The sequence below is a fragment of the Microbacterium sp. NPDC019599 genome (assembly GCF_040632175.1).
In the GTDB taxonomy this organism is placed as follows: domain Bacteria; phylum Actinomycetota; class Actinomycetes; order Actinomycetales; family Microbacteriaceae; genus Microbacterium.
In genome coordinates this window covers 176,282-191,332 of sequence record NZ_JBEYBL010000007.1, presented here as the reverse complement: position 1 = coordinate 191,332, position 15,051 = coordinate 176,282, and the positions used below count along the sequence as shown (strand labels likewise).

Here is a 15,051-nt window from a genome sequence, read left to right as displayed (position 1 = left end):
AACCGGATGAAGCCGCCACTCGATCGCCGACCACGATGGGATCGCTGCTAACGAATAGACCTGGGGTCGTACTGGTCGTGCAGCATGCGCATGTGCTGACTCAGCAGTTCGATCATGGCTTGGGTTCCGGGTGAGAGGCTGTCGGGGTCGCGCGTGATGACCGCGAAGGTCTCGACGAGGGGCGGATCGAGGCTGACCCAGTGGAGTCTCTTGGTGTAGCCAAGCGCCTCTGCCACGGGCACTGAGACGACAGCGCCAGCGACTCCACTGGCCGCTATCTGAAGCGCGGCGACGCCTGTTTCCACCTCGATGTCGGGGACCAGGCTGCTTCCCGCTCGTTGGGCGCGACTGCTGAGCTGCCGGCGCGTGGGATCCGTCTGCGCCCAGCCCGAGTCGGGTAGCACGAGCGGACGTTCGAGCAAGCCCTGAACGGTGACGGGACGCGCCGTGGCGGCCGGATCGACGTGGAAATACGCGGCTTCGCAGGACCAGAGCGCGTCGCCGATCGTGAGACCGCGCGCGTCGATCGGCAGAGCGACGACGCCTGCCTCGAGCTTGCCGGTTCGCACAGCGTCCGCAATCTGGGCTGAGTTGGACCCGATCACGCGAACATGGATGTTCGGGTGCAAGGTCCGGAATGCGGGGATAAGGCCGGAGAGCACGAACGGGCCGCTGTTGAACATGCCGAAGGACACCGTGCCCTCCTCGCGATCGCGGATTCCGGAGACCGAGTCCACCGCCGCTGCATAGTCGCCCGCGACCTTGCGAGCATGCGGCAAGAATCTCTCGCCCGCCTCCGTGAGCCTGGTCGAACGCTGCGCCGCGGGCGAACGGGCCCGCCGAGAGGACCACGCGGATCCCGGGGTGGCGCTCGCTCACGTCCTCGTGGAGGATGCGGAACTTCTCGAGATAGTCGTCGCCGTGGTTCTCGTTGCCGAGTCCGATGTATCGCAGCTCGAACGGCTCGGGGTGTCCGGCTTCCGCGCGCAGCGCAGCCCACGCGTTGGTCGCGGGATCGCCGGTGGCCCAATCGATCAAGTCCTGGATGTCCTGGCGGAGCTGAGCGAACTCGGCACCGGTGGTATCGAGACTCTGCTTGCTGCGGAACTGGCAGCTGATCCCCGCGGAGACGACCGGCATCGCGGCGATGCCGAGGTCCTCGCACAGCAGGAAGTACTCGTAGAACCCGATCTGATGCGACTGGCTGTAGTCGCCGTCGGGAGTGCGCAGCGCCCAGAGGTTGAAGTCCGGCACGCGCGTGTGCAGCGGCCCGACGGTCTTCTTCCAGTCGTACGCGTTTCCGTCGCCGATGCCTTCGACCACGCAGCCGCCCGGGAAGCGCATGAAGGTGGGGTTCAGGTCCCGGAGTGCCTCGACCAGGTCCCGGCGGAACCGGCCCTGCGACCACTTCGGATCGCCGGCGCCCCAGTGATCGGCGTGAACGAGCGAGACTTCGTCGATGTCGACGTATCCGGCGCCCGACAGGTCGAGCCGAAGCAGCGCACGCGCGTCCCGGGTCGGCCCGATCAGTGCCTCGACCCGATGCCACCCCTCGTCGCTCGGCAGCGCGACCTCGACGGCCTCGATCACCTCGCCGTCAGCGACGAGGCCGACCTGCAGCATCCCGTCGAACGCCTCCGCTCTCACCCACGCGGAGAAGATCGCCGCGGTTTCCGATCGCGCCGTTATCGCCGGGACCGGCCCCGGTCCGTCCGGCTGGTATCCGTAGTTCTCGACCTGCGCGTGCGAGCGCGTCGTGGTCAGTCGCGCATATGTGCCGCCGTCGCGCAGGGCGCTTTCGGTGCGCGCCTCGAGCTCGCCCGCGCGGAGGTACCAGTGGCGGGTCTGGTCGAGCACGCGACGCGGGTGGCGCTTGAGGGCCATCGGATCAGTTCGTTGTGCAGACGGCGATTCAGGTAGATGCCCTCGAAGCTGTGATTGGCCACCATGTTCGCGTTCAGCCCGCCGTCGAGCGACCGGTTCAGGTCTTCGTAGAACAGCCCGAACAGCGTGGGGCTGACGGCCTTCGTCGCGGTGGCGGCGTCGGCGGTGAGCCGGAGGTGGGTCGTGTCGTCGGTCACGCGCTGACCCGTTCCCGCCGAGGTGAGTACGCCTCGAGTTGACGGAGGAAGGCGTTGTGCTCGGCCTGACGCGCGTAGTCGGCGCTGTCGCGCACGCACGAGGGACACCAGTGCCCGCCTGTGAGCACCAGGCGGGGGCTGCCGGCGAAGACATGCCCGAGCGCGCACCGCCACACCAGCGGAGTGGCCACATCGCCGGTGCGCACGTCGGGCGAGACCAGCCAGCCGCCGCGGAACCGCGCGGCGCCCCTCATCACGTCGGCATCCCACGCCTCTCTGGGCAGCGACTCGTCGTAGCCGTGATCGAGCAGGGTCACCTCGCGCGAGGGCGTCGGGGCCACGAACGTCGACCAGTCCCCGATCGACTCCCACTCCGCGCGCGAGCCGAAATGGGCGGCGATCTCGTCAGTGCGGCCTGCCCGAATGGCGTGCATCGTGCCGCGCGGCCTTCGGGTCAGGGGCCGCATCACGAAGTTCTTCACGATCCACGGCGGCACGCGGCCCGCGTTGCGCACGGCCGGCGGCAGCGAGGCGATCGCCCGGGCCAGCGTCGCGGCGAACGAATCTCGACGGAACGGGACGAGGCGCTCCAGCGCGTCGCTGTCGGAATACCAGTGGCCGTGGAAGTTGCCGGTGGCGAACCAGTTCCGGTCGTACCAGCGGCGCACATCGGCCACGCCCATCCCTGCGCTGATCGCGAGCTGAAGTTCCCAGTTCGTCAATCGCCAGTCATCACCACCGCCGATGTTGTAGATCCCGCCCCAGAACTCCTCGGGCACGTCCACGGCGCTGACACCGGCGAGCAACCGCGCCGAGTCCTCGACCGAGACCCACTCCATGACTCCGGTAAACGGGGAGTGGGTCATGATCGGATCCCGGATCTCCAGCATCCCGGGGTGGAAGATCCCTGTCTGGCGCAGCCACGCCCAGCGGGGCAGACCCGATTCGACGAGCAGCTTCTCGGCGACGATCTTGGTCTGGCCGTATTCGTCGAACTGCGAGACGCGCAACGGATCACCGACCCGTCCCCAGTGGCGCGGCTCCTGCCGGTCGCCGGTCTCGGCCACCGACCCAATCCCTACCACCGCCACAGCACCGGGGTCAGGCAGCGCCATGACCGCAGCGATGATGTTCTGCATGCTCCCGATGTTCACCCGGCGTGCCAGCGCCGGATTCTCGTCCGCGATCGGCGAGACGACCGCGCCGACGTGCAGCACGACGTCAACGCCATGCACCGCTCGCGCGACGTCCGCCGGATTCGTCAGGTCGCCGTAGAACGGCTCGATGTTCTCCGCATCCGCGAACTCGTCGAACACCGCGCGGTCGGCCGCGCCCGGCAGAGCGAACGCGCGCACCCAGAACTCGGGCCGGTTAAGGAACTCGCGAAGCGTCGCCCTTCCCCAATTGCCGGCCGCGCCGGTCAGCAGCACGGTGCGCTGGCCGGTCGACGGTGTCGATGTGCCCGCGGTGCTCATGCGTCAGCGGCCGAGTGGCTGAGCGAAATCAGCTGCTCGAGGGCTTCGTCGGGAATCTCCACCCCCGGGAAGCGTGCGAACTGGCTCATCGGCATCGATTCGACCATCTTGAGCATCTGGGCGTTCTCCTCGGCGGCTTCCAGCTGCTCCGGGGTCGCGTTCGCCATCATCGCCTGCATCATGGCCGGTCCGACGATCGGGTGCCCGAACCACTCGCCCACGGTGGAGTCCAGTCCGAGGGGCTGCGGCCGATCGACGTCGCCATCCAGCTGCAGCGCGCCCATAGCGACGATGTCGTCGGCGGAACGGCCTATCTGGACCTCATAGGATCCCGGCTGCACCCACCAGCGGTGACCCGAAACATCCCAGTACGCGAACGCTCGGCGCTCCAGCGGCAACTCCACCGTGGTCGATTCGCCCGCCTCCAGGTGCACCTTCGTGAATGCGCCCAGCTCGCGCACCGGCCGGCGCACGGGCGCCGCATCCGGTGCGACGTAGACCTGCATCACGTCCGAACCGGCGGCCGAGCCCGTGTTGCGGACGGTCAGACGTACGACCGCGGTGTCGGCACCGGTTGCCTCGACACTCAGATTCTCGTAGGAGAACGTCGTGTAGCTCAGGCCGTGGCCGAAGGGGTAGCGCACCTCTCGGTTCGTCGAGGTGTAGTGACGGTAGCCGACGAACACGCCCTCTCCGTACCGGGAGACCCGGTTCTCGCCGGGGAAGGTGAGGTACGCGGGCGTGTCGGTCAGCCGCAGCGGAATGGTCTCGGCGAGCCGACCCGACGGGTTGGTCGCACCGGTGAGCACATCGGCGAGCGCGCCGCCGACGGCCTGGCCGAGCGACCAGCCCTCGACGATCGCGTCGACCTCGTCGTGCCAGGGCTCGAGCGAGACCACGCCGCCGTTCTGCAGCACGACCACGGTGCGCGGGGCAGCCTTCGCGACGGCCCGGATGAGCGCGACCTGCGCCGGCGGCAGGTCGAGGTGCTCGCGATCGAAGCCTTCGGACTGGCTGGCCTCGTAGAGTCCCGCGAACACGACGGCGACGTCGGAGTCTGCGGCGACGGCGACCGCCTCCTCCAGCAGCGGCGCGGGATCGCCCGATGCGTGCTGCGGATAGCCGGCGGCGAAGCTGACTTTCTCCTCACCGAGCAGAGCCCGCAGCTCGCTGAGGGGCTGGTCGACGCGGGTGGCGTTGACGTGCGAGCTGCCGCCGCCCTGGAACTGCGGGTTCACGGCGAGGTCGCCGATCACGGCCACACGGCTCTCCGACCGCAGTGGCAGGGTCTGTGCCTCGTTGCGGAGGAGGACGACGGATGCCGCCCCGGCTCGGCGCGCGAGCGCGTGCTGAGCATCGGCGTCGACCGGTGCGGAGGGCCCGACCGGCGCGGTCCTCTCCGCAAGTCGCGCGAGGCGGGCGACGCTGTCGGTGACGAACGTCTCGCTGAGCCGCCCGTCGCGGACGGCGGAGACGATCGCGCTGGTTCCGGCTTCACCTGTGCCGGGCATCTCGAGGTCCAGTCCCGCGCGCAGCGCTTCGACCCGGTCTTTGATTGCGCCCCAGTCCGACACCACCAGGCCTTCGAAGCCCCACTCTCCGCGGAGCAGATCGGTGAGCAGCCATCGGTTTTCGGAGCAGAAGACCCCGTTGATCGCGTTGTACGCGCTCATGACCGTGGCAGGCTGCGCGGTCGTGACGACACGTTCGAACGCGGGGAGGTAGATCTCCCGCAGCGTGCGCTCGTCCACCTCGGCGCTGACCTGCATGCGCTCGTGCTCCTGGTTGTTCACCGCGAAGTGCTTGAGCGACGCACCGACCCCGGTGCTCTGCAGGCCCTGCACCCATGCGGTGCCGAGCTCCCCGGTCAGGCGGGGGTCTTCGGAGAAGTACTCGAACGTGCGGCCTCCGAGAGGCGACCGTTTGATGTTGATGCCCGGTCCGAGCAGCACGTCCACACCAAGGAAGCGGGCCTCGTGTCCGAGGGCCTCGCCGACCTCGCGGACGAGCTCGGGGTCCCAGCTCGAGCCGAGCGCGGCCGCGGTCGGGAAGCAGGTCGCCAGCTGGCTGTCGTTGATTCCGAGGTGGTCTTCGCCCGCGGTCTGCAGGCGGACGCCGTGCGGTCCGTCGACGAGCACGAGGGAGCGGATGCTGTCGCCTTCGGTCGTGCTCCAGAAGCTCGCACCGGTCAGCAGGCGCGCGGCGGCCACGAGTGCGGCGTCATCCTCCGCGGTGGGCTCGGGCGCGGCGAGGACGTCGGCCGGCACTTCCTCGCCGGCCGAGACGGCCGCGAACCCGCGCGTCATGTCCGCCACGACCGAATCGGTGTGCGGCAGCATCCCGGCGATCTGGCGCGGCGTGATGCCTTCCTGCCCTCGCAGGCTCGTGCCCATGTGCTCGCCCGCTTCGGGGACGTACTTCGTGACCACGCCGATCAGCACGGCCATCGCGGCCGGGCTGTCGATGATCTCGCCCAGAGGAGTGTCGATCGTCACCTCGGGCAGCTGCTCCGGATCGGTCTCGAAGGGCTCGCTCCACTCGTGGCGGCCGGAAGCGACCTCCGCGCGCCGACCCGAGGGCAGCAGGACCTCGGCGACGACGCCGGTCGGGACGTCAGCGGTGACGGTGAGGACTTCGTCGGCGATCGTCCAGCCCGCGGATGCCAGTCCGTAGGGCGTGCGCAGCCGCGCTGACGCGGCGGTCAGGCCGCGGCGGGGCGGCTGCGGAGCGATCCGCAGGCGGCGGTAGCCGGGCGCGGCGGGGGCGAGACCGGCGACGACGCGATGCATCCAGTCGGCGACGGAGCCGAGCGCGTAGTGGTTGAAGGAGGTCATCCCGCTCGGGTTCACGGTCCCGTCGGGCAGCAGCGAGTCCCAGCGCTCCCAGATCGTCGTGGCACCGTTCTTCACGGCATACAGCCACGACGGGCTCTCGGTCTGCATGAGCAGCCGGTAGGCGGCATCCGCGTGGCCGTTCGCGCTGAGCGCGTCACAGATCACGGGCGTTCCGAGGAACCCGGTGGCGATGCGGTACCCGTTGTCGCGCACGACCGAGGCGAGACGGTCGGCGGCGAGCTGCCGCTCGACGGGGTCCTCGATCAGGTCGAACTGCAGCGCCAGCGCGTACGCGGTGGCGGAGTCGGAGAGCAGGCGGCCGGAACGGGAGACGTATTCGCGGTGGAACGCCGTGCGCACCTCGTCGGCGAGCATCCGGTACCGGGCGGCATCCTCTTCCTTGCCGAGGAGCGCCGCAGTGTCGGCGACGATCCTCGCCGAGCGGGCGAAATATGCGGTCGCGACGATCTCGGGGTAGGTCTGGGCCTGTTCGGGCCGACCGGCCGGGGCCGTCGGGTCGAGCCAGTCGCCGAACTGGAAGCCGGCGCTCCAGATCCGGTTCTCGCCCGCGGCGGCGATGATCTCGTTGAGCCAGCCGGTCATGCTGTCGTACTGGCGCTCCAGCACGGCCGTGTCGCCGTAGGCCTGGTAGATGGTCCACGGCAGCACGGTCGCGGCATCCGCCCATCCGGCCATCGCGCCGCTGTAGCCGACGGTCACCGACGGCACGACGAGCGGCATGCCGCCCAGGCGGGTCTGCTCCGCCTGGAGGTCCTTCAGCCAGGAGACCAGGAATCCGGCGCTGTCGTACAGGTACTCCGCGGTGGGAGCGAACACCTGGATGTCCCCCGTCCACCCCAGCCGCTCGTCGCGCTGCGGGCAATCGGTCGGGATGTCGACGAAATTGCCTCGCATGCCCCACACGACGTTCTCGTGCAGGCGGTCGACGAGCGGGTCGGATGACGAGAAGTACCCGGTGCGCTGCATGTCGGAGTGCAGCACCTCCGCGACCACCTTCGAGGGATCGAACTCTCCCGGCCAGCCGGTGACCTCCGCGTACCGGAAGCCGTGCGTCGTGAACCGCGGCGCCCAGGTCTCCTCGCCGGTCCCAGCGAGCGTGTAGGTGTCGGTCGCGCGCGCAGAGCGCAGCGGCTCGGTGGCGAGCTCTCCGCCCTGCAGCACCTCCGCGTGACGGAGCGTCACGACGGTACCCGCCTCGCCGGCGACGGTGATCCGCAAACGGCCCACCATGTTCTGGCCGAAGTCGAGGATCGTGGTTCCGGAGGGCGAGGTCGACACGTTCTGGGCGGTGAGCGTCTCGATGTGCCGCACCGGGGGACCGTCAGGCGCTACCAGCACCGAAGTGTCCTGATCGATGACGCCGACGGGCGTCCATCCGCTGTCGTCGAACGTCGCCGTGGACCACGCGGCGTCGTGCTCTCGAGCGTCGAAGTCCTCACCCATGTACAGGTCGGCCGCCCGAATCGGCCCCGGAGCTGTCTTCCACTCCTCCCCTGACGTCACGATCTGCCGCGTCCCGTCGGCATAGTCGATCTCCAGCTGCACCAGCACGCCCAGGTCGTTCCCGTACAACGCCCGACTCTCACCGTCCCAGCCGAGATAGCCGCGCCACCATCCATCACCCAGCCACGCACCCACCGCGTTGTCCCCGGACACGAGCATGCGAGTCACGTCATAGGTGTTGTATCGCAGGCGGGACTGGTATGCCGTCCATCCTGGAGCGAGCTCGTCGTCGCCGACGCGGGCACCGTTCACCTCGAGCTGGAAGAGACCGTGCCCGGTGGCGTATACGCGAGCGCGGGAGATCGCGATGTCGCGGAGAGCGAAGCGTCCCCGCACACGCGGCAAGCCTCCCTCCGTCTCCGCCGTGCCCACCATGCGCCCCTGCCAGTCCGCGGCCTCGAGCAGCCCTGCTTCCACGACCGCCCATTCGCTCCAGTCGCTGAACACACCGTCCGCGCCCTGCACGCGTACACGCAGCTCACGCCGTTCCCGAGAGCGCAGCGGCGCGAACGGCCAGCTCACCAGCACCGACTCGGCACTGTCGACCGAGATGCGATCCCCACTCCGCTCCTCGATCTCGAACCCGGTCTGACGCCACTCGCGGTGCGCCGCTTCCGTCACCCAGCTCATTCGAGGCGAAGATTCGCCGATGCCGAGAGCGGTGTGGTGATGTTCGAACCGAATCGCGGTCACAGTGATGCTCATTGAGGTCCTTCGAGTGTGTGGGAGACGGCGGGTGACGGGGGCGGGATGGTCAGCGGACGGCGCGGATGCGGAGCACGGCGAGTCCGGCGAGCACCACCGAGACGGCGGCGACGATGAAGAGCAGCGTGTAGTTCCGCTCATCACCGGTCACCCCGATGAGGAGGATTCCCGAAGCGGCCAGCGGCGCGAGCGACTGCGGGATGGACGTCGCGAACCCGGTGATGCCCATGTAGCGACCGGCGTCGGTCTCGCGCTCCGGGAGTACGTCGAGCAGAAGAGCCTGGTCGACGGCGGCGAACAGCCCGAGCCCGAGGGACGTCACGAGCGAGCCCGTGATCAGGAGGGTGAGGTCCGGGGCGAACGCCTGAAGCAGCATCCCGACCGCCATGATCAGACCGCCGAGGAGCACGAAGACGCGACGCCGGTGGAGCCGGTCGGACATGAACCCGCCGCCGATCGCGCCCAGCGTGACAGCGAGAATGCCCCCAAGGCTGACTGAAGCGATGATCCCTGCGACGGATTCCACGCTGATGCCCAGCCGGTCGGCGAAGAAGAAGGCGGTATAGGTCGTGTTGAGGGTGATGCCGGTGTAGAAGAGGAACCTGCCGAGCCAGTTCCACGAGAAGTCCGGCTGCTTCCGCGGGTTGTATACGTACTTCGCGAGGAGTTGACCCACCGTGATCGGATCCTTCGGAAGGCTTCGGCTGTCGTCCTCGTGAACCAGAGTCACGAAGAGCAGGACGAACAGAACCCCGACGGCGCCGGGAAGGAGGAACAGCAGAAGCGGGTCGCCGGTGAAGAACTGCGCCATGATCACTCCGAAGACGGGCGCGATCTGGGTCGCGAAACTGGTCAGGCCGGCAACCTTCCCGCGCTGCGACTCCGGCAGGCGGTCGGCGGTCGAGATCTGCAGGTTGCTGAGCGTGGTGCCCCAGCCCCACTGCGCGAGGATCCACCCGAAACCGAGGATGAGCACGTTCGGGGCGAGAGCCATCACGATCAGCGAGACGACACCGACGAGCATCCCGCCGATCATGAACGGTCGGCGGCGGCCCATGCGAGTGCGTGTGCGGTCGCTCCAGATGCCCATGAAGGGCGAGGAGAGCATCACGAACAGGGCTCCTGCGCCGGTGATGTATCCGAGGTACTCCGGGTGGCCCGCCGCGAGAGCGTTGACACGGATGGTGAGCGAGATCGCCAAAGGAGTGATGAAGGCCATGAAGACGCCGAACTGCGCCAACACCATGAACCAGATGTAGCGAGAGGTCACCTTGGGCAGGTCAGAGGGAGGCGCGGCGAGTTCGTCGACCAACACAGCGTCCACAGGCGGCGCTGGGATGGAAGCGGGCAGCGGAGTGACGAGCGGTTCGTCGTTGCTGGGTGTCATGTGGGACTCCATCGTCTACGAGCTAGCGCGTGCTAGCAATCGAACAGGATGCTACGGTATGGTTACTAGCGCGCGCAAGTGCGAAGGGGGGGGATCGGATGGCGGGAACGACAGTGAAGCGGGTCACGGCAGCCGACGTCGCACGCTCACTCGGTCTCTCCCGTGCGACGGTCGGATTCGTACTCAATGACACGCCGGGACAGACGATCCCCGAAGCCACGCGCGAACGAGTTCTGGCCGAGGCCAAGCGGCTCGGCTACCGCGCCAATTCAGCAGCCCAAGCGCTGGCGAGCGGTCGGAGCCGAATCATCCTGCTGGTGCTCCCCGACTGGCCTCTCGAGTACAGCATGCGCAGTCACCTCGACGAGCTGTCACTGGCCCTGGACGAGGCCGGCTATTCGCTAGTGACGATGACGCCTCATCCCGGTGGACAGGCGCGACCGCTGTGGGAGACGCTACGGCCCGACGTGGTTCTCGGCATGACCCCGTTCGATGCGCGGCGGCTCGAGGAGATCCGCGCGAGCGGCGTGCAGCACGTCATTCCACCCACCCCGGCCGGCGCGGCCAGCTCAGCGGACGAACTTGGCTTCACCGAGGGCCCGCGTCTGCAGGTCGAGCACCTCCTCGAACGCGGGCGCGCACGGCTCGCGTTTGCGAGTTCGCCAGATCCGCGTATTGCGGACCTCGTTGCCCAGCGTCGCCGACTGACCGTGGAGACGCTCCGGAACCGGCCCCATGCCGCTCTTCGGGCCGAGGACGCTGTGAGCGTGTCGAACGCGACGGCCAAGGTGTCGGAATGGCTCGCCGCCGGGGTCGACGGCGTCGTCGCATATAACGACGACATCGCAGCTCTCGTTCTCGGCGCGGCATTGCGCGCGGGCGTCCGCGTGCCCGAGGACCTCGCGATCGTCGGCCACGATGACACGCCACTGGCCCAGCTCCTCGTGCCCTCCCTCTCCAGCGTGCGAATAGACAGCGCTGGATTGGGGCGTTACCTCGCCGACCTCGCGCTCAGCGCCGCGAGGGCCTCAGCTCCCCCAACGATCGGACCGGAGACCGATGCACATCTGGTGGTTCGCGAGACCTCTTGACGACTCATCACAGGTGCGTCGCGCACGGTCCAACCGCTCGACAAGGGCAGCGTCCACGCCGACTCACTTCCGCTAGCTGCCTGAAGGTGGAGCGGGCTTTAGCAATCGAGCGCCCGAGGTCCGGGCGCCCCCTTCCGTTCCGGTAGGGGAGCCATTACGGTGAATTCTACACTTAAGCGCTTTAGCTTGAGTGATCGTGCGGGGGAATCCACCAAGCGATTCCCGCCTCGGCTCAGCCAGGGCGACGACGTTGTCCCGCGGCGACGGGCGACGGCGATGACGTCGTGCCCGCACGAGAGGAACCGATGAGACGACTGCTCGCAATTCTGATCGTGGCTTTCATGGCCGCGCTGTCCATCCCCACAGCGGCCAATGCTGCGACTTCAGGGTTCACTGTCAGCGGAGGGCGCATCCTCGATGCGAACGGAAACGAGTTCGTACCCCAAGGCATCAACCACGCGCATGCGTGGTACCCATCTCAGACGTCATCCATCCCCGCAATCCGAGCGGCCGGGGCGAATACCGTGCGCGTCGTGTTGAGTGGAGGACGCTACACCACCAACACGGCGTCCGAGGTTGCGAACATCATCGCGCTTTGCAAGCAGAACAGCCTGGTCTGCATCCTCGAGAATCACGACACGACGGGCTACGGCGAAGACGGCAGCGCCCGTTCGCTCGCTTCGGCGGCGGCGTACTGGACCAGCATTTCCTCGGCCCTCATAGGCCAGGAGAAGTACGTCATGATCAACATCGGCAACGAGCCGTTCGGCAATACCGGCTACCAGAACTGGAAGAACGACACCATCGCGGCTATCCAGACGCTTCGGAACGCGGGCCTCACCCACACGCTCGTGGTGGACGCTCCCAACTGGGGCCAGGACTGGTCGTTCACCATGCGCGACAATGCGTCGGCCGTCGCCGCGGCCGACAGTAATGTCGTGTTCAGCGTCCACATGTACGGAGTCTTCGACACAGGGGCCGAAGTGCGCTCCTACATCGACTCGTTCCGCAGCCGCGGCCTCGCCCTTATGGTCGGAGAGTTCGGCGACCACCACTCCGACGGCGACCCCGACGAGGACACGATCCTCAGCTACACACGCTCCACAGGCGTCGGCATGCTCGGCTGGTCGTGGTCCGGAAACGGGAGTGGCGTGGAATACCTCGACATGGTCAACGGCTTCAGCGCCTCATCGCTGACGAGCTGGGGCAACCGGTTCATCAACGACACAGACGGACTGAAGGCCCGCGGAGCCGCGGTCGCCACCGCTATCGCCGCGAGCAGTCGCGATCTTCACTCAGCACGCGGCTGACAAGGATCGAGATGACTACGTCTTCACAAACAAGTACGGTCACCAGCTCAAGGCCGGCGTGGTCCGCAAGTTCCCGCTCGGATTCCACCGGCACGCTCTGCGCCACTATGCCGCCTCAACCTGGCTGCGCCTCGGGACGCCCGTGCACGAAGTCGCGGAGTACCTGGGCGACGACCCCCGGACTGTCTTGACGATCTATAGCCACATCCTCGGCGAAGGGCAGCGCCGGGCCCACGTCACACGTCTCGCGAACGCTGAAGCAGAGGCCGGAAATCAGGCGGGGGACACCTGGGGGACACCTGGCGGCGAAACTGCATGAATCCGGCCGCCTCGAGCAGCGCGTCCAGAAAGTGAAAACCCCCGCTTTACCGGGGGTTTTTCAGCGGAGACGGAGGGATTTGAACCCTCGGTCCCCGTAAGGGGACTCCACCTTAGCAGGGTGGTGCACTAGGCCTGACTATGCGACGTCTCCAGGCGTCCGACACCGAAGCGACGGACACACCCAGCAATCATAACCTGGATGCGAACCCACTCCTGACGCGCGTCCGCCCGGAGGTTCCCGGACGCAGGGCCCGTCGGCCACCCATCACCCCGCCCACAGCGTGGCGACTCCATGAGCGGTCAACAGCATCCCGAACACGAGCAGCACCGTCGTGACGATCACCGAATCGTGCCGCGCCAGCCAACCGCGAAGCGCATCGAGCGGCTGCCGCATCCTCTCGGCCGCGACGAAGTAGGCGAGCACCGGGATGAGGACCGTGGATGCCGCGACCACCGTGAACACGGCTATCGCCAGGACGATCACGGCCATGGTGAGGCCGCCGCTGCCGATCGCACCGCCTCCCGCGAGCGCAAGCAGGAGGTTCGGCGGGTTGATCGCCATGACGATCCCCACGACGAACGCGGCGGGAAACGTCGACCGATCGATGAGCCGGAGCAACGCCGGTCGCCGGCCCGCCGCCCGCCGTCCGCGCAGCCAGGCGACGCACGCAGAGACCAGTAGCAGGAACCCGACGACGACCTCGAAGACACCCAACACGACGTGCCGCCGACCCGCCGCCTCCACCCCGGACAGAAGCGCGCCGACCGTGGCGGCCGCCGCGATGCCGGAGGCCCACCCGACCACGAACCCCAGGCTCGCCCGCCCAGCCCGCGGCGACAGGAGGAGCAGGATGACCGTCGCGATCGACACGGGGCTGATCGCGATGCCGAAGGCCGCGCCGATCGCCGGACCGAGTGCGGCCGGACTCACGCGGTCGGCCTCAGCGTCACGGGGAGCTCGTCGACGCCGAACACGATCGACAGCTCGCGGAACGCGGGCTCCGCCGTCGCCACCTCGAGGTCCGGGAATCGACGGAACAGCGCCGGCAGGGCGACCCGCAACTCGAGCCGGGCGAGCTCGGCGCCGACGCAGCGGTGGACGCCGTGGCCGAACGCGAGGTGGGTCGCTTCGGCCTTCGTGAGCCGCAGCCTGTCCAGCCCGGATCCGAGCAGGGGGTCGCGGTTCGCGCCGCTCAGGGAGCACACCACGACGTCTCCCTTCTCGATCGTGACTCCCCCCAGTTCCACTTGCGTGCGGGCGAACCGTGGGAACGCGACCTGGACGACGGAGAGGTGGCGCAGAAGCTCGTCGACGAGATCGTCGACGGCGACAGCATCCCCTTCTCGGATGACACGGCGAGCGGCCTCGTCGCGCGACAGGACGATGGCGCTCAGCGCGAGTGTGCTCGCCGTGGACTCGAACCCTCCGGTGAGCACACCGTCGGCGAGTCCGGCGAGCTCGGCATCCGTCACCTCGTCACCGTGCTCAGCGATGATGCGCCCCAGCAGGCCGTCGCCCGGCGACCGGCGCTGGGCCGCCACGATCCCGCGCAGGTAGTCGAGCGATGCCGTGACGGCGCCGAGCGACTCGCCGACCCCGCCCGTGATGTCGAAGCGCACACCGCAGTGGGCCATGAACTCGTCGCGGTCCTCGGGCGCGATTCCGAGCAGGGCGCTGATCGTGAGGGCGGGAATCGGCACGGCGAAGGTGGAGACGAGATCGATGGATGCTGTCGCCCCCTGTGCAGCGGCATCCATCGCGTCGAGGCGCTCCCCGGTGATCTGCTCGACGAACGCCGTCAGCCGGGCGAGCCGACGCACGGTGAACTCGGGTCCGACGAGGTGCCGCAAGCGGGTGTGATCCGGGGGATCGAGCATTCCGAGCCCGCCGGGATCCTGGTCGGCGCGCAGGCCGCCACGACCGACGAGATTGCGGAAGTCGCTGCTGAAGGAGTCCGCGTCGGCGAGCACGGCACGCGCCTCGCGATACCCCGTCACGAGCCAGCCGCGCAGACCGAGAGGCAGAGCGAGCGGGCTGATCGGCGATCGCTCGCGCAGCTCGCCCAGCTCGGCGACGGGGTCGAGGTCGTCGCGGAGGAGCGGTACGCGCGAGGCAGGCGGGAGCCGGTCGAGAAGCGAGTCCGCGCCCGGACCGCGCGTGAGGCGCATCGCCCATCCGAGAACCGTCCGGTGAGCGGCTCGGAAGGCCTTCGACAGCGTTGAGGATCCGCCTGTCATCCGCCGCCCCCTCGCCCATTGTCGGCGCCATAGCGCGGTGCTAGCTTGACTGGCACCAGAGTAGGTGCCCGGGCCTGCTGGGGGA

At 68.3% G+C, this 15,051-nt stretch carries 9 protein-coding genes and 1 tRNA gene; 3 read left to right on the top strand and 7 right to left on the bottom strand.

All coding sequences use genetic code 11. The features are described from left to right. Positions 1-47: 47 nt before the first annotated feature. Entirely contained in the window at positions 48-737 is a 690-nt protein-coding gene (locus ABZ477_RS13640) for a LysR family transcriptional regulator substrate-binding protein (RefSeq protein ID WP_360133851.1), read from the bottom strand. Positions 738-864: 127 nt separating this feature from the next. Between ABZ477_RS13640 and ABZ477_RS13635 the strand changes: the two genes are divergently transcribed. Further along, entirely contained in the window at positions 865-1,920 is a 1,056-nt protein-coding gene (locus ABZ477_RS13635) for a hypothetical protein (protein WP_360133848.1), read from the top strand. A gap of 157 nt (positions 1,921-2,077) precedes the next feature. On the opposite strand, the gene ABZ477_RS13630 is transcribed toward ABZ477_RS13635, so the two are convergent. From ABZ477_RS13630 to ABZ477_RS13620, 3 genes are all read right to left on the bottom strand, one after another. Further along, entirely contained in the window at positions 2,078-3,556 is a 1,479-nt protein-coding gene (locus ABZ477_RS13630) for an NAD(P)-dependent oxidoreductase (RefSeq protein WP_360133845.1), read from the bottom strand. Further along, positions 3,553-8,535, bottom strand: a complete 4,983-nt coding sequence (locus ABZ477_RS13625) for a family 78 glycoside hydrolase catalytic domain (protein ID WP_360133842.1) — start codon at positions 8,533-8,535, stop codon at positions 3,553-3,555. The genes ABZ477_RS13630 and ABZ477_RS13625 overlap by 4 nt, the downstream gene beginning before the upstream one ends. A 133-nt stretch (positions 8,536-8,668) precedes the next feature. After that, positions 8,669-10,006: an MFS transporter gene (locus ABZ477_RS13620; protein ID WP_360133839.1), complete on the bottom strand. Its 1,338-nt coding sequence runs from the start codon at positions 10,004-10,006 to the stop codon at positions 8,669-8,671. A gap of 98 nt (positions 10,007-10,104) precedes the next feature. Here ABZ477_RS13620 and ABZ477_RS13615 point away from each other — a divergent pair, with 98 nt between their 5' ends. Next, on the top strand, positions 10,105-11,097 hold the full coding sequence (locus ABZ477_RS13615; protein WP_360133836.1) for a LacI family DNA-binding transcriptional regulator: 993 nt from the start codon (positions 10,105-10,107) through the stop codon (positions 11,095-11,097). Between the two features lie 305 nt (positions 11,098-11,402). Next, positions 11,403-12,407 carry a glycoside hydrolase family 5 protein gene (locus tag ABZ477_RS13610; protein WP_360133833.1) on the top strand — a complete coding sequence of 335 codons (1,005 nt, stop codon included), beginning with the start codon at positions 11,403-11,405 and terminating at the stop codon, positions 12,405-12,407. Positions 12,408-12,790: 383 nt separating this feature from the next. On the opposite strand, the gene ABZ477_RS13605 is transcribed toward ABZ477_RS13610, so the two are convergent. The 3 genes from ABZ477_RS13605 to ABZ477_RS13595 form a co-directional block, all read right to left on the bottom strand. Beyond that, positions 12,791-12,879: transfer RNA gene (locus ABZ477_RS13605), tRNA-Ser, on the bottom strand. Positions 12,880-12,993: 114 nt separating this feature from the next. Beyond that, positions 12,994-13,659: a GAP family protein gene (locus tag ABZ477_RS13600; protein ID WP_360133830.1), complete on the bottom strand. Its 666-nt coding sequence runs from the start codon at positions 13,657-13,659 to the stop codon at positions 12,994-12,996. Beyond that, positions 13,656-14,897 carry a cytochrome P450 gene (locus ABZ477_RS13595; RefSeq protein WP_360133827.1) on the bottom strand — a complete coding sequence of 414 codons (1,242 nt, stop codon included), beginning with the start codon at positions 14,895-14,897 and terminating at the stop codon, positions 13,656-13,658. Before ABZ477_RS13595 ends, ABZ477_RS13600 begins: the two co-directional genes overlap by 4 nt. Positions 14,898-15,051 lie beyond the last annotated feature (154 nt).